Here is a 21,860-nt window from a genome sequence, read left to right on the forward strand (position 1 = left end):
TACTGGCGGGTATGACTTCTCTTCCGAGCCGTTACGTTGCCCTCGGTGACTCGTTCACCGAGGGCGTCGGCGACGCCGACGAACGATTCCCCAACGGTCTGCGCGGGTGGGCAGACCGAGTGGCCGAGCAGCTGGCGGTGAACAACCCCGAGTTCCGCTACGCCAACCTGGCGATTCGTGGTCGCCTACTCGGACCGATCATCGACGAGCAGTTGGAACCCGCTCTGGCGTTGAAGCCCGATCTGGTGACCGTCTACGCCGGCGGAAACGACATGATGCGTCCGAAGCTCGACATCGACGCGATGGTCGCCCGCTACGATTCGGCAATCGGCCAGCTCACTGCTTCCGGTGCGCAGGTTCTCATGTTCACCGCATACGACACCGGATGGTCCGCCTTCTTCGGCAAGCTCCGCGGACGCCTGGCGATTTACAACGAGCTCGTTCGCGAGGTAGCGGACCGCCACGGCGCGACCCTCGTCGACTTCTGGCGATTCTCCGAATATCAGGACCTACGGATGTGGGACTGGGATCGCCTCCACATGTCGCCCGCCGGGCACGAGAACATGGCGACGCGGGTGCTCGACGTACTGGGCGTCGAACACGGATTGATCGCGCCCGACCTCGGGCCTGCGCCGGTTCTCACGAAAGCGGAAACTCGTCGCGAGGATCGTCAATGGGCGCGAGAGTTCTTGGTGCCGTGGGTAGCTCGGCGCGTGAAGGGAACATCTTCGGGCGACGGCGTGAGCGCCAAGCAACCCGAGCTGTCTCCGATTCAGTCCTGATTCTTGCGCTGATGGGCGAGCGCTACCAGGTGGTCGATGGTCTCGCGTTCGGCTGTCGGCGGTAGCGCGTCCACCGGCCACCACCGGAGGTCGGTGGACTCCGCGCTGCGGACGATATGTGAATTGTCCGGCGCCACAACAAGAAACCGTAGATCGAGATGTCTGGTCGGGACCCCGAGTGAGCACGTGATCGGATGTGTGTGGGCGGAGAGTAGGTCCGCGTCTATCCGAACGTCGTGAATTCCGGACTCCTCGCGAGCCTCCCGCAATGCCGCATCGACTACCGTCTCGTCGTCGGGCTCGCAGTGACCTCCGAGCTGAATCCACCTGCCCACCTTGGGATGCAGGGTCAGCAGGACGTGGCAGCCACTCTCGTCGAGAACCAGAGACGACGCGGTGATGTGTCCCGGGGCATGGCGACGAAGGCAGCCGTCCGGAGCCGAATCGAGGAACGCGAGCATCGTGTGCCGCAGTGACTCGTCCGCCTCGGAGGACGTCGACCAGCCCTCCAGGACGCCCTTGGCGGAGGCGTGCAGCGATTCGGCTGACATGACCTACAGCTCCACCAACGCGTCCCCAGGGGCGGGGACCGTGCGCGGAGTCAGTGGTTCGAGGGGGTACCCGATTGCGACTGCGCCGAGTGGCTGCCAATCGGCCGGGAGATCGAGTTGTTCGCGTACGAGGTCGGCGGCGAAGATCGTCGATCCGATCCAGCAGCTTCCCACGCCGCGTGTGGCCAGCGAGACCAGCAGTCCCTGCACTGCCGCGCCGGCAGCGACGGTGAACATCGTGGACTCCGCCGCGGTACGTCGGGCATCCGGATAACTGTGTGCGCCGTCGGGCACGCAGAAGGGAATGACGACCTCGGGGGCATCGAACAGGATGTTTCCGCGGGCAACCCGCGCGTCGACGGATTCGTCGCTACGACCGTCCGCACGCAGATCGGCGGCCCACTTCTCACGCATCTGCTCGAGGAGCGACGTGCGGACCGACTCGGTCCGCAGCCACACGAATCGAACAGGCCTTGTGTGGTGGGGCGCTGGAGCAGTGAGTGCCTCGGCGATCGAGCTGCGAATGATCTCCGCGTCGACGGGATCACCTGCGAACTGCCGAACCGACCGACGCAACAGCAGCGCCTGGCCGCGGCCCATCGCCGTAGCCTCCTCGGTTCCCAGCCAGAACAGATCGTCCGGGCCGCGACGGATCAGATCCTGGCCACTCGAACCGTCGTCCTCGAATCGGAGTCCTCGCACGACGGCGACGGGAACGCCGCCGAGCTTGCCCTTGACCAGATCGCCCGCAGCGGCGATCTCGTCCGCGATCGCGATCTCGGTGACGATCAGATCGTTGCCCTGACTGTCCTGTGCCCCGAGGTAGCCGTGCAGGACCGGAATGCCGGAGGAACCGATCGCGGCATCGGTCTGCCCGTTGCGCCACGCACGACCCATCGTGTCGGTCACGACGACGGCGACGGACTTGCCCGTGCTCTCGAGAATTCGGGCACGCAGCCCCGCTGCGCTCGCATCGGGATCCACGGGGAGCAGGGCCAGTTCGGCACCGTCGACGTTGGAGCCGTCGATGCCCGATGCGGCCTGCACGATGCCGAGTTTGTTCTCGGTGATCAGAGTGCGGCCCTTGCGGGCCACGACGCGGACGGCTTCCTGATCCACCAGGAGGCGTCGTGCTGCGTCGCGCTCTTCCGGATCGGTCGGCGAGGAAACGATGCGACCCTCGACTTTTGAGAACACCTTGCTCGTGACGACAACGACGTCGCCGTTCTCGAGCCACGGTGTCGCGTCGACGACAGCGGCGGCCAAGTCGTCTCCGGGCCGGAACTCGGGAAGGCCGAGCACGGGAATGACTTCGATTGCGGCGCCGGGGGAGTGATCGCCGGGAGAGTGATTTCTGTCGCGGCTTGCTTCGGTTCCGGGCTCGGTCACAGTTCGACTCCGGCGATCTCGAAAGCCGTTCGAACCATTTTTGCGGTCTCTTCGGGGGACGTCATCAAAAGTGGGATGCTTCGCACGTCCACCCCGTCGATGTCGGCCGTGTCACCTTCGTCGACGAGCCAGCCGTCGAGAATGCCGTTGATCGAGCGAGCTCCGTAGTGGCGACCGATCGCCTCGGAAGTCGTCTCGACCCCGATCACTTCGAGGCACTCGTCAGCCATGCCGCGCAACGGTTTTCCACCGATGACGGGGGAGAGGCCGACAACCTTGGCCGCGGTGGTCCGCAGGGCTCCGCGAATGCCGGGCACCGCGAGGATCGCGCCGACGCTCACGACGGGATTGGACGGTGCGATCAGCACGATGTCGGCACCGTCGATCGCCTCGACCACCCCCGGCGCGGGCTTGGCCTGCTCGGCGCCGACGTGAGCGAAGCTGTGAGTTTCCACCTGTGCTCGATGGCGTACCCACCACTCCTGGAAATGAATCGCCTTCTGTTCACCGTCTTCCGGATCGGTGATCACAACGTGTGTTTCGCTGCGGTCGTCGCTCACGGGAAGCAGTGCGACACCCGGATTCCAGCGATTGCACAACGCTTCGGTGATCGCGGACAACGGATATCCCGTGCGGAGCATCTGGCTGCGAATCAAATGCGTTGCGATATCGCGATCTCCGAGGCCGAACCAGTCCGGCTTCGCTCCGTATGCCGCGAGTTCTTCTTTCGCATTCCAGGTTTCGCCGGCGTGCCCCCACCCGCGTTCGGTGTCGATACCGCCGCCGAGTGTGTACATACAAGTGTCCAGATCGGGGCAGATGCGCAGACCGTGCATCCAGACGTCGTCTCCGACGTTGACGACGGCCGTGATGCGATGTGGGCCTTCGTATTTCTCGAGGGATTCACCACCGGCGATTCCGAGCGCATTTTGCACACCTTGAAGGAAACGGGCCCCGCCGACGCCGCCAACCAATACAGTCACGTTCACGACATCAGAGCCTAGGCGGTCGGCGCGTCGTCGTGTCTGGCGGGCAGAAGGTCCCGTCAATTGGGGGCCGGAATACTAATGGATTCATCTCGTTTAGCTTGACCGCGACACGCTGGACGTGTGTAATCTCAAATGTGTCATTCCAACCGCTACTTGTGAGTTCACTTGCAGCGGGGCCGGTTTCGAACACAGTTTCGAACGGTCGACGGGGTGGGGTTGAAGATGGAGTGAAAATTCTGCGCTATTACAGGTGAGGAGGCGGAACGATGCCCAATGAAAATGTCGAGATCAGTTCTCTCGCAATGACAGTAAGCGACGAACCGCAGACCGATTCCCGAGCAGGCGCAGCAGAAGGTGCCTGCAGCAGTGAGTTCGACGGTATGAGTACTCGGCCAGTGCTGAGTCTCGTCACCGGCTTCGAAGAATTGTTCGACACCATCGAGGATCAGTGGCAGGAGCGTGCTCTCTGCGCGCAGACCGATCCCGAAGCGTTCTTCCCTGAAAAGGGTGGATCGACGAGGGAAGCAAAACGGATCTGCCTCGGTTGTGAAGTTCGTGACGAGTGCCTCGAGTACGCGCTCGCGAACGACGAACGGTTCGGAATCTGGGGAGGGTTGTCCGAGCGCGAGCGTCGGCGACTCAAGCGGGGGATCATCTGATCTGCTGCTGAATCGGTTCTGTCAGCGTCGGGGCTGACGGGCGGTCTTCGAAAGTCTGACCTGCAACGGGGAATTGCAGGTCAAGCAACGACTGTTTTGTTCTTCGTGTGGATTTACTTCTTCGTGTGACATCAGTTTTTTCGTCTGACGGTGCGTCAGTCCTCGTCGGGCAGTGTGGGGTCGATGACCTGTGGGTCGACGCCCAGATACGTGCCGACTTGATGGACCAACACGTCGTGCACCAGATCCGTGAGTTCTTCCGGATCCTTCGCGCGCTGCTCCAATGGGCGGCGAAACAGCACAATTCTTGCGCGAGTCGTATTTCCGTGACGGTCGATTCCGGCCGGAATCAGTCGTGACAGTGGAACCGGGCCGTCTGCGATGACCTCCGGCGGCCATGTGACGGACTCCGGATCGTGCGCGTGAATCTTCGGAACTTCGTCCACCGCGATGTCGAGTTTCGTCAACCGGTCGTGCCACGCGAGGTCGACGGGCGAGAAGGCGTCGAGCACCAGGAGATCGAACTTCTCAGCCCGGGTACGCCTGGCGGGCACCTCCGGGGGAAGTAGTGGTCCGCGCAGGCCACGGCCGTGTCGCTCGATGGAACGAGTGGTGACCGAGCGTCGGCGGCGAGCTTGTGGCATGGCGCCCAGATTACGACAGAAGAAACTGCTCGGTGTGTCCGAGTAGGTTCCGGACGTGGGGAGGGCTAGGCTCCGTACCTGTGAGATCTCTGCGTCGCTGCTGCCGCCCCGGGTGCAAGAACCCCGCCGTCGCGACGCTTACGTATGTCTACTCGGACTCCACTGCGGTTGTCGGGCCGCTGGCAACCGTCGCCGAGCCCCATTCATGGGATTTGTGTGACACTCACGGCTCTCGAATCACCGCCCCCAAGGGCTGGGAACTCGTCCGCCACGAAGGCGGATTCGCGTCGAGCACTCCCGACGAAGACGATCTGACCGCTTTGGCCGAAGCTGTACGTGAAGCCGGTCTCGGAGATCGCAGCAAGTCCAACGTCGACGCAGATGAGGACATACGTCCCGCAGCACCGAGTACTGCCCGTACAGGGCGTCGTGGACACCTCCGCGTACTGCCCGACCCATCCAACTGACGCGAGATTCGTCGCCGCAGACGCTAGGCTCGACCGAGTACTTCCACACCCGAGTACTGCGAATCTCCGGACGCCATGCGCCCGGACGTTCTCGTCTGTGAGGGTGCATGCACAAGGAGAGTTTTCAGTGGGGCGAACAGCCGAGTCGGTTGCTGCAATCATCAAGGCGTACGACGTGCGCGGCGTGGTCGGTGAGCAGATCGACGAAGATTTTGTCCGCGACGTGGGAGCGTCGTTCGCCCGTCTGGTCCGTGACGAGGCCGGCGCAGCCACGACGGTTGTGATCGGCTACGACATGCGTGCATCGTCGCCCACACTGTCTTCCGCTTTCGGTGACGGCGTGCTCGCTCAAGGACTCGACGTCGTCTACATCGGATTGGCGTCGACCGACGAGCTCTACTTTGCATCCGGTTTGCTGAACTGCCCGGGCGCGATGTTCACGGCGAGCCACAATCCGGCCAAGTACAACGGCATCAAGATGTGCCGGGCCGGCGCCAAGCCCGTCGGTCAGGACACCGGCCTGGCAGTCATCTCCGCCGAGGTCGTCTCGGGTGTTCCCGCGTACGACGGACCGGCAGGTACCGCCAGCACGAAGGACGTCCTCGAGGAATACGCGAGCTACCTCCGCGGATTGGTCGACCTGGCTGCGTTGCGCCCGATGAAGGTCGCAGTCGATGCAGGAAACGGCATGGGCGGCCATACCGCGCCGGCCGTATTCGGGCCGATGCCTCTCGAAGTCCTCCCGCTCTACTTCGAGCTCGACGGCACGTTCCCCAACCACGAAGCCAATCCGCTCGATCCGGCCAACCTCGTCGATCTGCAGGCCTACGTGCGTGAGACCGGAGCAGACATCGGCTTGGCTTTCGACGGTGACGCGGACCGTTGCTTCGTCGTCGACGAGAAGGGCGACCCCGTCTCTCCGTCCGCGGTGACGGCACTTGTCGCCAAGCGCGAACTCGCGAAGGAACCGGGCGCGTCGATCATCCACAATCTGATCACGTCGCGGGCAGTGCCCGAACTGGTCGAAGAACTCGGCGGCGTCGCGATCCGTACCCGAGTCGGCCACTCGTTCATCAAGCAGGAGATGGCCGAGACCGGTGCCGTCTTCGGCGGCGAGCACTCAGCTCACTACTACTTCCGCGATTTCTGGGGCGCCGACTCCGGCATGCTCGCGGCGTTGCACGTACTCGCCGCACTGGGCGAGCAGGACCGTCCGCTCTCCGAGTTGATGGCGGAGTACACCCGCTACGCGGCCTCGGGTGAGATCAACTCCACGGTGGCTGACGCGGCCGATCGCACTGCCGCTGTGCTGGCAGCATTCGCGGACCGCACCGAGTCGGTTGATCGCCTCGACGGTGTCACAGTCAGTCTCGAGGGAAATGCCTGGTTCAACTTGCGCGCGTCCAATACCGAGCCTTTGCTGCGACTCAACGTCGAAGCACCCACGTCCGCCGATGTCGACGCATTGGTGAACGAAATTCTGGCGATCGTCCGGGCTTGAATCCGAGTCTGATCGGTTTGTCGGTGAGCCGAAGCCCTGGGATAGTTGGGGGACTATCTCGGGAACGACTGCCACGGGAACGAGGGCTTTGCCACCACGGACCGCGTAGAGCTGGAATGCTGGATGGTGCGGGAACTGCTAACGGAGAAGGGGGTGCGGTGAGATGACAGCGCCGATGCCGCTTCTCGACCTCGACGACAGCGAGGGTTTGTCGGCTGCCGATTCGGAAGGGCTACTGCGGTCTGTGGCCATGGGGGGCGCACAGATTCGGGCCACCGCATCGGCCGTCGGCGAGGGTGTGATCTCTCGGCTGGCCGGCCTGCGCCCGCGCAGCGTCGTGCTGATTGCCGGTGCCGGTGGCGCTCGGCACGGAGCCAGGATGGCGCTTGCTCTCGTCGGAGATTCGGTCGGTTGTCCGCTCCTCGTACTCGACCGGACGCCGTCGTGGGCCGGACCGTTGGACGTGATCGTCGTTGCCGGTGACGATGCCGGTGATCCGCGCCTGGTCGAATCCGTCGACAGTGCAGTTCGCCGTGGCGCCGAAGTTGTTGTCGCCGTTCCGGACGAGGGGCCCATGCGGGCTGTGGCGGCCGGGCGCACCATGTCGTTGCCGCCGCGGCTCTACGCCTCGCCGAGGCACACGATGACGCGGTTCCTCGCCGTCTTCCTCGCCGTTGCCGCCGAAATCGAGGGCAAGGGATCGATCGAGGACCGTTCGGCGGTGCTCGGTCGAATCGCCGACGCCGTTGATGCGGAGGCGATGCGGGACGGGCCGGCCAACGAGGTATTCCACAACCCGGCCAAGTCGTTGGCCACCAGAATGAGCGGCCGGCGAGTCGTTCTATGTGGGAGTGGTTCCGTGACAACAGCACTCGCAGAGTTCTCGAGCGTTTCGCTGATGAGCTCGGGCCTGAATGCCGCTGCCGCCGAGATGTCGGAGGTGATTCGTTCGGCACGAGCTCTGTTCGCGCCGGACGCAGCTTCGCGTGATTCGGTGTTCCACGACCCGTTCTTTCACGATCCGCAACTGGACGGCGCACTGCCGACCCCGCCGGCGCGGGCGTTCGTCTTCGCGACCGAATCCACGCGCGGGGAGGCGAGACGCCGGATGGACGCATTGGCCGACGCCGATCTGGTGGTGGCGGCAGACGAAGACCAGACCAACGTGGTGATATCGGAGATGGAGCAGGTATTCGTGTTGGCGTCTCGAGTAGACATGGCCGCGGCGTACGTGCAGTTGACGGGCGGTGCGAAGTAAGTGCGTGAACTCGAAGGTGCACTTCGTTCTTACGCGTGGGGCTCGCGAACGGCAATTGCCGAACTACGCGGTCTTGCGACCCCGTCGAATCATCCCGAAGCGGAGTTGTGGTTGGGCGCGCACCCGGGTGACCCGGCGCGCGTGATCACCGAATCCGGAAGCGAGTCGTTGCTCGAGGTCCTGCACCGCGAACCCGAGCGTGAACTCGGCCGTGAGAACCTCGAGGCATTCGGTGAGCGACTCCCATTCCTGCTCAAGTTGCTTGCGGCGGAAGAACCGCTGTCGCTTCAGGCGCATCCCAGCGCCGTTCAAGCCGACGAGGGTTTTCGTCGTGAGAACGCACTCGGCGTTCCCATGGAATCGCCGATTCGCAACTACAAGGACGGCAGCCACAAGCCCGAACTCGTTGTCGCGCTGAGCAGATTTGAAGCGCTTGCCGGATTCCGCGAGCCGACGCGGACTGTCAAACTGCTGCGCGCTCTGGCCGTCGACGAGTTGGAGCCGTACATCGGTCTGCTCGAAGGCCAACCCGATTCCGACGGACTCCGGGCGTTGTTCACGACATGGATCACGCTGCCGTCCACGGTGCTCGGGACGTTGCTCCCTGCCGTGCTTGCGGGGTGCATCACCTACGTCGCGCACCACGACGCCGAATTCGTGACCGAGATCCGCACCGCGCTGGAATTGAGCGAGGCGTACCCCGGCGACGCCGGCGTTCTGGCGGCACTACTGCTCAACCGCGTCACACTCGAGCCCGGCCAAGGACTGTTTCTCGCTGCGGGAAATCTCCACGCGTATCTCCATGGACTCGCGGTCGAGATCATGGCCAACTCGGACAACGTGCTGCGCGGCGGGCTGACGCCCAAACACGTCGACGTGCCCGAACTGTTGAGGGTTCTGGACTTCGTCGGGGCCGATATCGAAGTGCTCGATCCGGCCCCGTCGCCAGGAGCAGGTCAGTCAGGGTCAGGTCAGTCAGGGTCAGGTAGATACGAGTACGTCACGCCCGCACCTGAATTTCGTTTGACGCGTCTGGAGTTCGACTCGAATGCCACCGACCTCGTTGTCGAAGCCGGCGGCCCGCGGATTCTGATCTGCACCGACGGCGCGGTCACTGCGACGTGCGGTGCCGACACTCTCGACCTCGATCGGGGCCGAGCCGCGTGGATTGCTGCCGACGAGCCCGTAGTACACCTGACCACACGAACCCCGACTGCGCAGGTTTTCAGTGCAGTGGTCGGTCGATAGGAATCTCGGTCGATAGCGAGGAGACATTGTGTCGGCTCATGGTGGCAAGAAGGCAATTCTGGCGGCCCTCGGAGCCAATGCCGGAATTGCCGTAGCCAAGTTCGCCGGATTCTTGATCACCGGATCGTCGTCGATGCTCGCCGAATCGGTGCACTCGGTGGCCGACACGTCCAATCAGGGTTTGCTGCTCTTGGGGCAGAAGAAGGCAGAACGTGAGGCAGATCAACTGCACCCGTTCGGTTACGGGCGCAACCGGTACTTCTATTCGTTCGTCGTTGCACTGGTGCTCTTCACCCTCGGTTCGCTGTTCGCGATCTACGAAGGTATTCACAAGATTCAGCATCCGGAAGAACTCAATTCGGCTTTCGTGGCAATCGCGATCCTGTTCATCGCGATCTGCCTGGAGGGCTACAGCTTCCGGACCGCAGCGAAGGAATCACGACCGCTCAAGGGAAATGCGTCGTGGTGGAACTTCATCCGAACCTCTCGTAGCCCGGAACTCCCGGTTGTGCTGCTCGAGGACACCGGCGCATTGATCGGTCTCGTCCTTGCACTCGGCGGCGTCGGCCTCACGATGGTGACCGGAAATCCGGTCTTCGACGGCATCGGAACTCTGTGCATCGGTGTCCTGCTCGGCATCATCGCGGTCATTCTGATCATCGAAATGCAGTCGCTGCTGATCGGTGAGGGCGCAACGGCGGTGGAGACCGAACTGATCCTCAACGCACTGGTCGACGGAACTCGTATCGAACGCGTCATTCATTGCAAGACGCAGTACCTCGGTCCCGAGGAGATCCTTGTTGCTGCCAAGGTTGCGGTGCCGGTCGGATCGACGATCTCGGATGTGGCGACGGCGATCGACGAGGCCGAGTCTCGCGTGCGCGCTGCAGTGCCTGCGGCGCGGGTGATCTACCTCGAGCCGGACCTGGATCGTCTCAGCGCAGGAGATCGCCCTGAAACAGATCTACAGGCTCCCGACAAACCCTGAACAAAGCCGCGCCTGCGGGCTTAGGCTGATGCCATCTCTCTACTTGCCCATGGTGGGACCTGCTGGTCCCCAGCAAGGAGGCGGCAATGGCTGTCAAGGACGAGCAGGCCGGATCTGGACGGTCGAAGCTGTTTCGAACCAAATCGATCGAGCAGTCCATCAAGGACACCGACGAGCCGGAAACCAAACTCCGGAAAGAGCTGAACTCGTGGGATCTCACGGTGTTCGGTGTCGCAGTGGTCATCGGTGCGGGCATCTTCACACTCACGGCTCGGACGGCGGGAAACGTCGCCGGGCCGTCGGTTTCCCTGGCTTTTGTCATCGCGGCAATCGCCTGCGGACTGGCAGCGCTGTGTTACGCCGAGTTCGCGTCGACGGTCCCGGTTGCCGGTAGCGCGTACACGTTCTCGTACGCGACATTCGGCGAATTCGTCGCCTGGATCATCGGCTGGGATCTCATCCTCGAATTCGCCTTGGCGTCTTCGGTGGTGGCAAAAGGCTGGTCGCTGTACCTCGGCGAAGTGATGGGTTCACGCAGCCCGATCGTCGAGTTGGGGCCGATCTCGTTCGACTGGGGTGCGGTGCTGGTGATCGCCGTCATCACGATCCTGCTCGCGACCGGCACAAAACTCTCTTCGAGGGTGTCACTGGTGATCACGGCGATCAAGGTCGCGGTGGTGTTGCTGGTGATCATCGTCGGTCTGTTCTACATCGACACCGACAACTACTCGCCGTACATTCCGCCGTCGGAGCCGGGCTCGACGGGAGAGGGCATCCACCAGTCGTTGTTCTCGTACGTGACCGGGGCCGGTGGCAGCACATTCGGGTGGTATGGATTGCTCGCGGCAGCCAGTCTGGTGTTCTTCGCGTTCATCGGCTTCGACGTCGTCGCCACGACTGCGGAGGAGGCGAAGGAGCCGCAGAAGGCGTTGCCACGCGGCATCCTGGGCTCGCTCTTGATCGTCACGGTTCTGTACGTGGCAGTGACACTCGTGTTGACCGGGATGGTGAAGTACACCGAACTCGAGGGCGATACTTCCAACCTGGCAACGGCATTCGCCTTCCACGACATCACCTGGGCGAAAAACGTCATCTCGTTCGGCGCGTTGGCCGGTCTCACGACCGTGGTGATGGTGCTGATGCTCGGGCAGACCAGGGTGCTCTTCGCGATGGCACGCGACGGTCTGATGCCGCGACGCCTGGCGCCGACCGGCAAGCACGGAACTCCCGTGCGGATCACGATCTTGGTCGGCGTTGTGGTCGCGGTGCTCGCCGGAGTGTTCCCGATCGGCACCCTCGAGGAAATGGTCAATATCGGCACGTTGTTCGCGTTTGTTCTCGTGTCGTTGGGGGTTCTCGTGCTTCGTCGGACGCGGCCGGACCTACCCCGCGGGTTCAGGGTGCCACTGGTCCCGCTGATCCCGATCCTGGCTGTCCTCGCGTGTCTCTGGTTGATGTTCAACCTGTCGGTGGAGACCTGGATGAGGTTCGTGGTCTGGATGGCCCTCGGTGTTGTCATCTACTTCGCCTACAGCAGGCAGCATTCGTTGATCGGGAAGCGTGAACGCGGCGAAATCGAGTAAATGTACAAAGATTATTATTTGTCTATCACTTGTACAAATAGCGTAGTACTGTCTATCTCAGGGTGAACTGACTCACAGTTGTCGAGTCGGTCCGAATCGAGGAGGTAGACCGTGTCGACGCACGTGAACTCGCAGTCCGGGCAGACGCTCCCGCCCGAGCAGTGGCGTGACAAGAAGAGATATCTTTGGCTGCTCGGCCTGGTGCCGCCGACGGCGGTCTTCATTGCCGTCGGATTGGTTGCGTTGTTCAACAGTCTCGGGTGGAACGCGGTCTCGCCGGTGTGGTGGTGGATCGGGCCTTTGCTCGTCTACATCCTGCTCCCGATCCTCGACATCTTCTTCGGTCCGGACGGCGAGAATCCGCCGGACGAGGTGATGGAGCGCCTCGAGAACGACAAGTACTACCGGTACTGCACCTACATCTACATACCGTTCCAGTTGGCCAGCCTGGTCCTGGCCTGCTATCTCTGGTCGGCGACCGACCTGTCCTGGCTCGGAATCGACGGGGGACTGGGGCTGATCTCCAAGATCGGTCTGGCGATCAGTATCGGTTGCGTCGCAGGAATCGGGATCAACACCGCACACGAACTAGGTCACAAGAAGGACGATCTCGAGCGCTGGTTGTCGAAGATCACTCTGGCGCAGTCGTTTTACGGCCACTTCTACATCGAGCACAATCGTGGACACCACGTGCGGGTCGCCACGCCCGAGGATCCGGCGTCGTCTCGCTTCGGCGAGAGCTTCTGGACCTTCCTGCCGCGCAGTGTGTGGGGATCTCTGCGCTCGTCGTGGTCCCTGGAAAAAGCCAGGCTCGATCGACTGGGTAAGAAGCCGTGGACAATTCGCAACGACGTCCTGCATTCGTGGTTGATGTCCGTCGTACTCTTCGGTGTCCTCGTCGCCGTCTTCGGGCTCTCGGTGCTGCCGTTCCTGGTGCTGCAGGCCGTCTTCGGATTCTGCCTGCTCGAAACCGTCAACTACCTCGAACATTACGGACTGAAGCGTCGCCGTCTGGACAGTGGGCGGTACGAGCGCGCCGCACCGGAGCACAGTTGGAACAGCGATCACATCTGCACCAACATCTTCCTGTATCACCTCCAGCGTCACAGTGACCATCATGCGAACCCGACACGTCGTTATCAGACGCTTCGAAGCATGGACGGTGCACCCAACCTGCCCAGTGGATACGCGAGCATGATCATGCTCGCCTACGTTCCGCCGCTGTGGCGAAAAGTAATGGATCCCAAGGTCCTTGCGCACTACGGCGGCGACATCACCCGCGTCAACGTTCAGCCGTCCAAGCGTGATCGCATCCTTGCTCGGTACGGAGCAGCGTGATGAGCAGCTATCGATGCCCGGTGTGTGAATACGTCTACGACGAATCGAAGGGTGCACCACGAGAAGGGTTTCCGGCGGGCACGCCGTGGGATGCCGTGCCGGACGACTGGTGCTGTCCGGACTGCGGCGTGAGGGAAAAGCTGGACTTCGAGCCGATGCCGGCAACGGCGGGGAGTGAATCATGAACGACTACAAGCTGTATCAGTGCGCGCAATGCGGATTCGAGTACGACGAGGCAGTCGGCTGGCCGGAGGACGGTATCGAACCGGGCACTCGCTGGGGCGACATTCCCGAAGACTGGAGTTGTCCGGACTGCGGCGCGGCGAAGAGCGACTTCTTCATGGTTGAGGTCGAGCGGCGGTGAGATGCGTCGGCGTCGAACGGACCTAGGTGCGGCGGTAGTGTCGTCACCATGACTTCGACGCCAACTCGTCTGCCGCAGAAAGAAGCGTCGCGCCTGCTGCTGCGTACGTCGGTGCTCGATTCGATGCGTGAGTTGTTGACCGAGCGTGACTGGTCCGAGGTGACGCTGACAGTTCTGGCCAAGCATGCCGGTGTGAGTCGTCAGACGCTCTACAACGAGTTCGGTTCGAGGCAAGGGCTTGCCGAGGCATACGCGCTTCGCCTTGCCGACGGATTCGTCGATGCGGTGGACGAGGCCATGGTGGCGAACGACGGACGTGCAGTCGAGGCATTGACGGCGGGCTTCGGCTCGTTTTTCGCCTCCAGTGCAACCGACCCGTTGGTGATCTCTCTGCTCACCGGTGAGGCCAAGCCGGACCTTCTTCGCCTGATCACCACTGACAGCGCGGTCATCATCGAACGCGCGTCGTCGCGGCTTGCGGAGAGCTTCCAGCGAGGGTGGATTCAGGCGTCACCCGCCGATGCCGGGATTCTGGCCAGGGCGATTGCGCGTCTCGGGCTCAGCTACATTTCGATGCCGCCGGAGTCCGAGGTTTCGGTGGCGGAGGATCTGGGCACATTGCTCGGGCCATTCATCGACGTGGCGCGAGAGGGTCGCGCAGTAGAGGGGCGGGCGGGAGAGGGCGTCTAACCGATAGCCTGGTACACCGATAGGCTTGTGCATAGTTTGCACGTCAACCAGGAGAGGCAGATGACGACCTCAGTTTCAACAACGCCCGTGGCCGAGAGCCGTAACGGCATCGACTTCAAAGTTGCAGATCTTTCGCTCGCGGAGTTCGGTCGCAAGGAAATCCGTCTGGCAGAGCACGAGATGCCCGGCCTCATGGCGCTTCGTCGCGAATACGCAGAGGTGTTGCCGCTCAAGGGCGCTCGCGTTTCCGGCTCGCTGCACATGACCATTCAGACCGCGGTTCTGATCGAGACGCTGACGGCGCTCGGCGCCGAGGTCCGCTGGGCTTCGTGCAACATCTTCTCCACGCAGGATCATGCTGCCGCCGCCATCGTCGTCGGTCCGCACGGCACCCCGGAAGAGCCCAAGGGCGTTCCGGTTTTCGCCTGGAAGGGTGAAACCCTCGAAGAGTACTGGTGGGCAGCGGAGCAGATGCTGACCTGGCCGGGCGAGCCCGCCAACATGATTCTCGACGATGGCGGCGACGCCACCATGCTGGTGCTCAAGGGCGCACAGTTCGAGAAGGCCGGCGTCGTGCCGCCGACGGACGACGACCAGGATTCCGACGAGTACAAGGTCTTCCTTGCGCTTCTGCGTCAGTCGCTCGCCGCTGACAAGGGCAAGTGGACTGCGATCGCCGAGTCCGTCCAGGGCGTCACCGAGGAGACCACCACGGGCGTTCTGCGTCTGTACCAGGTTGCCGCTGCCGGCGAACTCACGTTCCCCGCGATCAACGTCAACGACTCGGTCACCAAGAGCAAGTTCGACAACAAGTACGGCACACGCCACTCGCTGCTCGACGGCATCAACCGCGGCACCGACGTTCTGATCGGCGGCAAGGCTGCGCTGGTCTGTGGTTACGGAGACGTCGGCAAGGGTTGTGCCGAGGCACTTCGTGGCCAGGGCGCTCGCGTCGCAGTCACCGAGGTCGACCCCATCAACGCCCTTCAGGCGCTCATGGACGGCTTCGAGGTCAAGACAGTCGAGCAGGCCATCGGCTGGGCCGACATCGTGATCACGTCCACAGGTAACAAGGACATCATCACGTTCGAGCACATGAAGGCCATGAAGCACCAGGCCATCCTGGGCAACATCGGTCACTTCGACAACGAGATCGACATGGCAGGCCTCGAGAAGTCCGGCGACGTCACGCGGATCAACATCAAGCCGCAGGTCGACGAGTTCACCTTCGCCGACGGCCACTCGATCATCGTGCTGTCCGAAGGCCGCCTGCTCAACCTCGGCAACGCGACGGGCCACCCGTCGTTCGTGATGAGCAACAGCTTCTCCAACCAGGTCATCGCACAGATCGAACTGTGGACGAAGCCGGACGAGTACGACAACGAGGTCTACCGCCTCCCGAAGCACCTCGACGAGAAGGTCGCCAAGATCCACGTCGAGGCACTCGGTGGCACGCTGACCAAGCTCACGAAGGATCAGGCAGAGTACATCGGCGTCGACGTCGAAGGCCCGTACAAGCCGGAGCACTACCGCTACTGACCCGGCGATTCGTCGCTGAGAATGTAGTGCCCGCCGTCCCCCGGTCTGCGCAAGCAGGCCGGGGGATAGGCTTGTCCGCCGTGGGAACACTGGTGGCATTGGAAGGCCTCGACGGAGCTGGAAAGCGAACGTTGATCGGCAAAGTGGAGACCGAACTCCGCCGCGGCGGCACGTCGATCGCGACTCTGGATTTTCCGCGGTACGGAAAGTCGATCCACGCGGATCTTGCTGCCGAGGCGCTCAAAGGATCACACGGAGACCTGGCCGAATCCGTGAACGCGATGGCGGTCCTGTTCGCCTTGGACCGCGCTGGTGCTGCGGATCGGATCTCGGAACTGTTGTCCACCAACGACATTGTTCTCCTCGACCGCTATGTTGCCTCCAACGCTGCCTACAACGCGGCGCGCGTGCATCAGGGCGTGGACGGCGAGATGGTCGCCTGGATCCGTGAATTGGAGTTGGGTCGTCTCGCTCTCCCCGCTCCCGACCTGCAGCTGTACCTCGACGTGCCGGTAGCTCTGGCCGAGCAGCGCGCCCGCTCCCGTGAGGCCCAGGACGCGTCGCGTCAGCTCGACGCCTACGAGCGCGACGGCGGTCTGCAGGCCAGAACCGGTGAGCTCTACAAGCAGTTGGCAGCGACGAACTGGGCCTCACCCTGGTGGATCGTGGGGCCGGAGACGGACCCGGCAGATCTGGCACGCAGGCTCGCGGATTTCGCGTGATCGGTCACCCTGGCAGCCGGGATTCGAACTTTCCGGCACAGTAGAGGGAAAGACGCGGCACGCCGCACGGCCTCGTAACGGTCTGATTCATCGCTCCGAGATGCAACGATAGGGATATGAAACCAAGGATTCTGGTTGTCGACGACGACACGGCACTCGCCGAGATGCTCACGATCGTGCTGCGTGGTGAGGGTTTTGATCCCTACGTGGTAGGCGACGGAACCCTGGCGCTCGCGGCAGTGCGTGAGACGCGCCCCGATCTCGTCCTGCTCGATCTCATGCTTCCCGGAATGAACGGGATCGACGTATGCCGGGTTCTGCGTGCGGATTCCGGTGTGCCCATCGTGATGTTGACGGCCAAGACCGACACAGTCGACGTCGTGCTCGGCCTCGAATCCGGTGCGGACGACTACATCATGAAGCCGTTCAAGCCGAAGGAGTTGGTGGCGCGAGTTCGCGCTCGCCTGCGCCGCACCGAAGAGGAACCGGCCGAGCTGCTGAGCATCGCCGACATCGTGATCGACGTGCCGGCGCACAAGGTCAGCCGCGGCAGCGAGCAGATCTCGCTCACACCACTCGAATTCGACCTGCTGGTCGCATTGGCGCGCAAGCCGCGCCAGGTGTTCACCCGTGAAGTCCTCCTCGAGCAGGTGTGGGGATACCGCCACGCCGCCGACACCCGTCTGGTGAACGTGCACGTTCAGCGTTTGCGCGCCAAGGTCGAAACTGATCCCGAGAATCCCGAAGTGGTTCTGACGGTCAGGGGGGTCGGCTACAAGGCCGGACCGCCGTGAGCGGAGTTTCCAGGTGGCGTCGTCGTCTCAACCGACGGCTGACGCCATTTCTGCGGTGGTGTCACTCGATGAGCAACACCCTCGCGCACACGTGGCGACGCTCGCTCCAGTTGCGAGTGGTCGTCTCGACTTTGACGTTGTCCTTGATCGTCATCGTCATTCTCGGTGTCGTGCTGACCAGTCAGATCACCGATCGACTGTTGGAAACGAAGATCACCGCGGCGACCGAAGAAATGGACCGTGCCCGCGGCATCGTCGAAGACCAACTCGCGGGCGTCGACGATTCGACGGCGCTCAACGTTCAATTGGAAAGCGCTGCATCCGGACTGACGAGCCGTCGCAACCAGACCTCGGGCCAGGCCTCCGGGTCGGCCGGCACCTTCGACCCGGTGCTCATCGTGCCCGGGGACGGGCCGCGCCAGCCGACGAGTTCGGGACCGGTCGATCAAATCCCCGACAACCTGCGCGAGTTCGTCAAACGCGGCCAGATCAGCTACCAATTCGCGACGGTGTCCAACCCGAACGGTTACTCCGGTCCCGCGCTGATCATCGGTAGCCCCACCGCGTCGTCGATATCGGGACTCGAGCTGTACCTGATCTTCCCGCTCGCAAGCGAAGACCGGAGTCTGTCGCTTGTTCGAAGCACCCTGCTGATCGGTGGAGCCGTGTTGCTGGTGCTCCTGGCTGCGATTTCGCTGTTGGTTGCCAGGCAGGTCGTGCTTCCCATCCGATCGGCCTCACGAATCGCGGTGCGTTTCGCAGACGGCCGACTCAAGGAACGAATGCCGGTCCGCGGCGAGGACGACATGGCGCGCTTGGCCATGTCCTTCAACGAGATGGCCGAGAGTCTGTCCAAACAGATCACCCAGCTGGAGGAGTTCGGCAGTCTCCAGAAACGCTTCACCTCCGATGTCAGCCATGAACTCCGCACACCTCTGACCACGGTCCGCATGGCCGCCGACCTGATCTACGACGGCAGCGAGAACCTCGACCCGATGCTGCGTCGGTCGTCGGAACTGCTTGTCGCCGAGCTGGACAGGTTCGAGGGGCTTCTGGCGGACCTCCTCGAAATCTCCCGCCACGACGCCGGTGTCGCGGAACTCGCATCCGAACAACTCGACGTGCGTATGTGTGCGCGAGCGGCCGTTTCCACAGTTCGCCATCTCGCCCGCGAATCCGGCACCGAACTGATCGTGGACATGCCGGACGAGCCCGTCATGGCAGATGTCGATCCGCGCCGCGTCGAACGCATCCTGCGAAATCTCCTGGCCAACGCCATCGACCACGGTGAGGGGAAGCCGATTCTGCTTCGCCTTCGCGCCGACGACAATGCCCTCGCCTTCATCGTCCGCGACAGTGGCGTCGGGTTGCGTCCGGGCGAGGAGAAGTTGGTCTTCAACCGGTTCTGGAGATCGGACCCGTCCCGCGTGCGCCGCAGTGGCGGCACCGGACTCGGCCTCGCGATCAGCGTCGAGGACGCGAATCTGCACGACGGCAAGCTCGAGGCCTGGGGCGAACCCGGAGTCGGCGCCTGCTTCCGGCTGACGCTCTCGCGCACCCGTGGCAAGAAAGTCGTGTCGAGCCCACTGCCTCTCAAACCGACGACCACAAAGTTCGTCCGCACGCCGAGCGAAGCCGACATCGTCGCCGATACCGTCGGCGAGGTCACGTCGTCCCTGCCGACTCCGCGCGAATCGGACTCGCGGAACGAGTCCAACGGTGGGGATCGATCATGATCGAAACCCGCCGCCGTCTGGCACTTCTCGCAACAACGCTCAGCGTGCTGTTGCTGACCGGCGCGTGCGCGAGTTTGCCGGAATCCTCCTCGCCGCAGGCAATCGGAACTCTGGCAACAGCCGTGCCCGGAACCTCCGTCGAATCACCGGCATCGGGGCGAGAGCCGGACTTGCTGGTACGTGACTTCGTCAAGGCAAGTACCGATCCGTCCAACCGGCATGCCGCAGCCCGTCAGTACCTCACCAAAGACGCCTCGGCGCGCTGGGATGACGCGGCCAGTGCCGTCATCGTCGACAAGATCGACACCCTGTCGGCGTCGCGAACCAGTTCCGAAGCGGTGTACACGATTCGTGTGAACAAGGTCGGTCGCCTCGACCCCGGCGGGCTGTACGTCCCCGAAGAGGGCAGCTTCGAAGCGAAGATGACGCTGACGTTGACCGATGGCGAATGGCGTATCAGCGATCTGCCACCCGGCGTGATCATGGAGCGTCCGCAGTTTCTCGGCGCATATCAGCGGAAGTCGTTGTTCTTCCTCGACCCGACCAGCCAGACAGTCGTCCCCGACCTTCGCTGGATCTCCGGCGGACAGGACCAGGTGGCAGCTCAGCTGATCGGCCTGATGATCGACGGACCGAAGGCAGCGCTGGCGCCGGCTGTACGAAACGAACTCGGCAATGGCGTGTCGGTGATCGGTCCGATCACCAAGGCCGACGGCAAGCCGGGACAGGTCGGAGTCGGTCTCGGCGGTGTGCGCATCAACTTCCGTCTGGACAACCCGATGGATGCTGCGACGCGCGGTTTGTTTGCAGCGCAAGTCATCTGGACGCTCGCCAATGCCGATGTCGCGGGACCGTACGTTCTGGAGATCGACGGCGAACCGCTGGACGCTGCTCATGCGGAAGGCTGGACCACCGCCGACGTCGCGTCCACCAACCCGCTGGCCACCACGAGTGCGACCGTCGGACTGCACGCACTGCGCAACGGTTCACTGGTGAGCGTCAGCGAGCAGGAGGCGACTCCGGTGCCCGGTTTCGCGGGCAATGCGGGCAACCTCACGGCGGCTGCTCTCTCGCGGGACGGCAAGTTGGTCGCAGCCGTCGCAGACACGGCTCGGCCGGATCCAGCCACCCGGTTCGACTTGTCGCTCGGTACATACGGCGATGGTTCCGCTCCGGTGCTCGAAGGCAGCGCCATCACCCGGCCCTCGTGGGAACTCGACAACAATGCGGTCTGGGCGGCGGTGAACGGCAATACCGTCGTTCGGGTCGTCCGCGAACCAGGAACCGGTCGGGTGTCGGTCACCAACGTCGATGTCGGGGCCTTGACGTCGGTCGGCTCCACGATCTCGGAATTGCGTCTCTCTCGCGACGGCGTGCGAGCCGCGATGATCATCGACGGCAAGGTCTACCTGGCCGTGGTCGTGCGCACACCCAGCGGGGTCTACGCCCTGACGAGTCCGCGTGCGGTGGCGTCCGGCTTGGGCAGTACCGCGCTCTCACTCGACTGGAGCAACAGCGACACCATCGTGATCGCGCGCAGTGGAGCCGATATACCGGTCGTCCAGGTCGCCATAGACGGTTCACGAATGGACGCGCTGCCGAGTGGAAACCTGACCGCTCCCGTCACCTCCGTGGATGCGTCGCCGACCACCGAGTACGTCGCCGACGCGCGTGCGGTGTTCCAACTGAACAACAACGACCCCGCCGGGGATCGACGCTGGCGTGAAGTGACTGTGCTGACCGGACAGAAGGCGATTCCGGTTCTACCCGGCTGACGTCTCTGTGCTCTGATGCATGTCGGTGCTCTGATTCATGATTCGGCCATGGGGGACAAGAAATTCGGTGCCGGATTGCTCGATCTGCTGTTGCCACGCGAGTGTGGTGGGTGTGGCCGCACGGGGACGCTGTGGTGCGGTGAGTGCGCGGAACTGCTGCGTGACCATCCGGTTCAATTGAGTCCGCGCGTAGACCCGGGCGTGCCGGTCTGGGCACTCGGCCGCTACGACGGCCCCAGGCGGCGCAGTGTGATCGAGATGAAGGAACGGGGTCGTCGGGACCTCGCGACGCCTCTGGGGATCGCTGTGGCCGGTGCATTGGGCACTCTGGAACGGTGGGGCGAGGTCGGCGGCGGGGGTCGTACGCCGATCATGCTGGTGCCTGCTCCCACACGCGCCCGAGCGGCGCGTTCTCGCGGGGGTGATCCGGTTCGCCGGATAGCCGAAAGTGTGCGCGAAAAGCGGGAAGTTGGTTCTGTCGAGGGGTGTCCGGTACGTGTCTGTCCGATTCTCCGGATGACGCGAGGCGTACGTGACTCGGTCGGACTGTCCGCGGCCGACCGGGTGACCAATGTGAACGGTCATGTGTCTCTCGACACCACTGCAGTCTCTTCGATTGTCGGGGACGGCGACATCGTCCTGCTCGACGACGTCCTGACCACGGGAGCGACTGCGGCAGAGTCGGTTCGGGCTCTCGCGCTCAGTGGGATTCGGACAACTCTCGTGCTTGTTCTTGCAGGGGCTTAGATGAATTTCGTTGGAACAGTGGCACTCGCGCGCGTTACGTACTAGCGTCGGCGGCACACCCGAAAATACTGGTAGGAGGTGGTACTTCGATACTGG

At 63.2% G+C, this 21,860-nt stretch carries 22 protein-coding genes; 18 read left to right on the plus strand and 4 right to left on the minus strand.

The genetic code is table 11. The features are described from left to right. Nucleotides 1-11 precede the first annotated feature (11 nt). Nucleotides 12-782: an SGNH/GDSL hydrolase family protein gene (locus RA302_RS10650; protein WP_338480569.1), complete on the plus strand. Its 771-nt coding sequence runs from the start codon at nucleotides 12-14 to the stop codon at nucleotides 780-782. On the opposite strand, the gene RA302_RS10655 is transcribed toward RA302_RS10650, so the two are convergent. Genes RA302_RS10655 through cofD form a run of 3 tightly spaced genes read right to left on the minus strand, consistent with a single transcriptional unit; the run spans nucleotide 773 to nucleotide 3,711 of the window. Then, entirely contained in the window at nucleotides 773-1,333 is a 561-nt protein-coding gene (locus RA302_RS10655) for an NUDIX domain-containing protein (protein ID WP_019747768.1), read from the minus strand. The genes RA302_RS10650 and RA302_RS10655 overlap by 10 nt on opposite strands. A gap of 3 nt (nucleotides 1,334-1,336) precedes the next feature. Continuing rightward, nucleotides 1,337-2,722, minus strand: a complete 1,386-nt coding sequence (locus RA302_RS10660) for a coenzyme F420-0:L-glutamate ligase (RefSeq protein WP_047889549.1) — start codon at nucleotides 2,720-2,722, stop codon at nucleotides 1,337-1,339. Beyond that, nucleotides 2,719-3,711, minus strand: a complete 993-nt coding sequence (gene cofD, locus RA302_RS10665; RefSeq protein WP_003940958.1) for a 2-phospho-L-lactate transferase — start codon at nucleotides 3,709-3,711, stop codon at nucleotides 2,719-2,721. The genes RA302_RS10660 and cofD overlap by 4 nt, the downstream gene beginning before the upstream one ends. Nucleotides 3,712-4,091: 380 nt before the next feature. On the opposite strand from cofD, the gene RA302_RS10670 reads away from it, so the two are divergent. Beyond that, nucleotides 4,092-4,370: a WhiB family transcriptional regulator gene (locus tag RA302_RS10670; RefSeq protein ID WP_020907098.1), complete on the plus strand. Its 279-nt coding sequence runs from the start codon at nucleotides 4,092-4,094 to the stop codon at nucleotides 4,368-4,370. A 155-nt stretch (nucleotides 4,371-4,525) separates the two neighbouring features. Here the strand turns inward: RA302_RS10670 and RA302_RS10675 are convergent, their stop codons facing one another. Beyond that, complete coding sequence (locus RA302_RS10675; protein ID WP_003940797.1) at nucleotides 4,526-5,014, minus strand: metallopeptidase family protein; 489 nt, start codon at nucleotides 5,012-5,014, stop codon at nucleotides 4,526-4,528. Nucleotides 5,015-5,094: 80 nt separating this feature from the next. Here RA302_RS10675 and RA302_RS10680 point away from each other — a divergent pair, with 80 nt between their 5' ends. From RA302_RS10680 to RA302_RS10755, 16 genes are all read left to right on the plus strand, one after another. After that, a complete protein-coding gene (locus RA302_RS10680; RefSeq protein ID WP_007731177.1) occupies nucleotides 5,095-5,481 on the plus strand; it encodes a DUF3499 domain-containing protein in 387 nt (128 codons plus the stop codon). Between the two features lie 127 nt (nucleotides 5,482-5,608). Further along, on the plus strand, nucleotides 5,609-6,982 hold the full coding sequence (locus tag RA302_RS10685) for a phosphomannomutase/phosphoglucomutase (RefSeq protein ID WP_019747772.1): 1,374 nt from the start codon (nucleotides 5,609-5,611) through the stop codon (nucleotides 6,980-6,982). Between the two features lie 163 nt (nucleotides 6,983-7,145). After that, nucleotides 7,146-8,240, plus strand: coding sequence for a tobH protein (locus RA302_RS10690; RefSeq protein WP_211917015.1), 1,095 nt, complete (start codon nucleotides 7,146-7,148; stop codon nucleotides 8,238-8,240). Further along, entirely contained in the window at nucleotides 8,241-9,488 is a 1,248-nt protein-coding gene (manA, locus tag RA302_RS10695) for a mannose-6-phosphate isomerase, class I (RefSeq protein ID WP_070386885.1), read from the plus strand. Nucleotides 9,489-9,516: 28 nt separating this feature from the next. After that, nucleotides 9,517-10,476: a cation diffusion facilitator family transporter gene (locus RA302_RS10700; RefSeq protein WP_019747775.1), complete on the plus strand. Its 960-nt coding sequence runs from the start codon at nucleotides 9,517-9,519 to the stop codon at nucleotides 10,474-10,476. Nucleotides 10,477-10,562: 86 nt separating this feature from the next. After that, nucleotides 10,563-12,059: an amino acid permease gene (locus RA302_RS10705; RefSeq protein WP_019747776.1), complete on the plus strand. Its 1,497-nt coding sequence runs from the start codon at nucleotides 10,563-10,565 to the stop codon at nucleotides 12,057-12,059. 111 nt (nucleotides 12,060-12,170) lie between these two features. Further along, nucleotides 12,171-13,397 carry an alkane 1-monooxygenase gene (locus RA302_RS10710; RefSeq protein WP_020907102.1) on the plus strand — a complete coding sequence of 409 codons (1,227 nt, stop codon included), beginning with the start codon at nucleotides 12,171-12,173 and terminating at the stop codon, nucleotides 13,395-13,397. Beyond that, complete coding sequence (locus RA302_RS10715; RefSeq protein WP_003940827.1) at nucleotides 13,397-13,582, plus strand: rubredoxin; 186 nt, start codon at nucleotides 13,397-13,399, stop codon at nucleotides 13,580-13,582. The genes RA302_RS10710 and RA302_RS10715 overlap by 1 nt, the downstream gene beginning before the upstream one ends. Further along, nucleotides 13,579-13,761 (plus strand): rubredoxin, encoded by a 183-nt coding sequence (locus RA302_RS10720; RefSeq protein WP_084326458.1) that lies wholly within the window; start codon nucleotides 13,579-13,581, stop codon nucleotides 13,759-13,761. The genes RA302_RS10715 and RA302_RS10720 overlap by 4 nt, the downstream gene beginning before the upstream one ends. Before the next feature lie 48 nt (nucleotides 13,762-13,809). Beyond that, entirely contained in the window at nucleotides 13,810-14,451 is a 642-nt protein-coding gene (locus RA302_RS10725; protein ID WP_021332563.1) for a TetR family transcriptional regulator, read from the plus strand. 60 nt (nucleotides 14,452-14,511) lie between these two features. Next, entirely contained in the window at nucleotides 14,512-15,990 is a 1,479-nt protein-coding gene (gene ahcY / locus RA302_RS10730) for an adenosylhomocysteinase (RefSeq protein WP_021332564.1), read from the plus strand. Between the two features lie 80 nt (nucleotides 15,991-16,070). Further along, nucleotides 16,071-16,712 carry a dTMP kinase gene (locus RA302_RS10735; RefSeq protein WP_019747780.1) on the plus strand — a complete coding sequence of 214 codons (642 nt, stop codon included), beginning with the start codon at nucleotides 16,071-16,073 and terminating at the stop codon, nucleotides 16,710-16,712. 116 nt (nucleotides 16,713-16,828) lie between these two features. Then, nucleotides 16,829-17,506 (plus strand): MtrAB system response regulator MtrA, encoded by a 678-nt coding sequence (mtrA, locus tag RA302_RS10740; RefSeq protein ID WP_003941013.1) that lies wholly within the window; start codon nucleotides 16,829-16,831, stop codon nucleotides 17,504-17,506. After that, the gene (gene mtrB, locus RA302_RS10745) at nucleotides 17,503-19,242 is read left to right on the plus strand and encodes an MtrAB system histidine kinase MtrB (protein WP_019747781.1); all 1,740 of its coding nucleotides are present in this window, start codon (nucleotides 17,503-17,505) and stop codon (nucleotides 19,240-19,242) included. The genes mtrA and mtrB overlap by 4 nt, the downstream gene beginning before the upstream one ends. Beyond that, the gene (gene lpqB / locus RA302_RS10750; RefSeq protein WP_019747782.1) at nucleotides 19,239-21,017 is read left to right on the plus strand and encodes an MtrAB system accessory lipoprotein LpqB; all 1,779 of its coding nucleotides are present in this window, start codon (nucleotides 19,239-19,241) and stop codon (nucleotides 21,015-21,017) included. The genes mtrB and lpqB overlap by 4 nt, the downstream gene beginning before the upstream one ends. 15 nt (nucleotides 21,018-21,032) lie before the next feature. Then, complete coding sequence (locus RA302_RS10755) at nucleotides 21,033-21,764, plus strand: ComF family protein (RefSeq protein ID WP_047889467.1); 732 nt, start codon at nucleotides 21,033-21,035, stop codon at nucleotides 21,762-21,764. Nucleotides 21,765-21,860 lie beyond the last annotated feature (96 nt).

Source organism: Rhodococcus sp. DN22 (genome assembly GCF_036669995.1).
Classification (GTDB): Bacteria; Actinomycetota; Actinomycetes; order Mycobacteriales; family Mycobacteriaceae; genus Rhodococcus_F; species Rhodococcus_F erythropolis.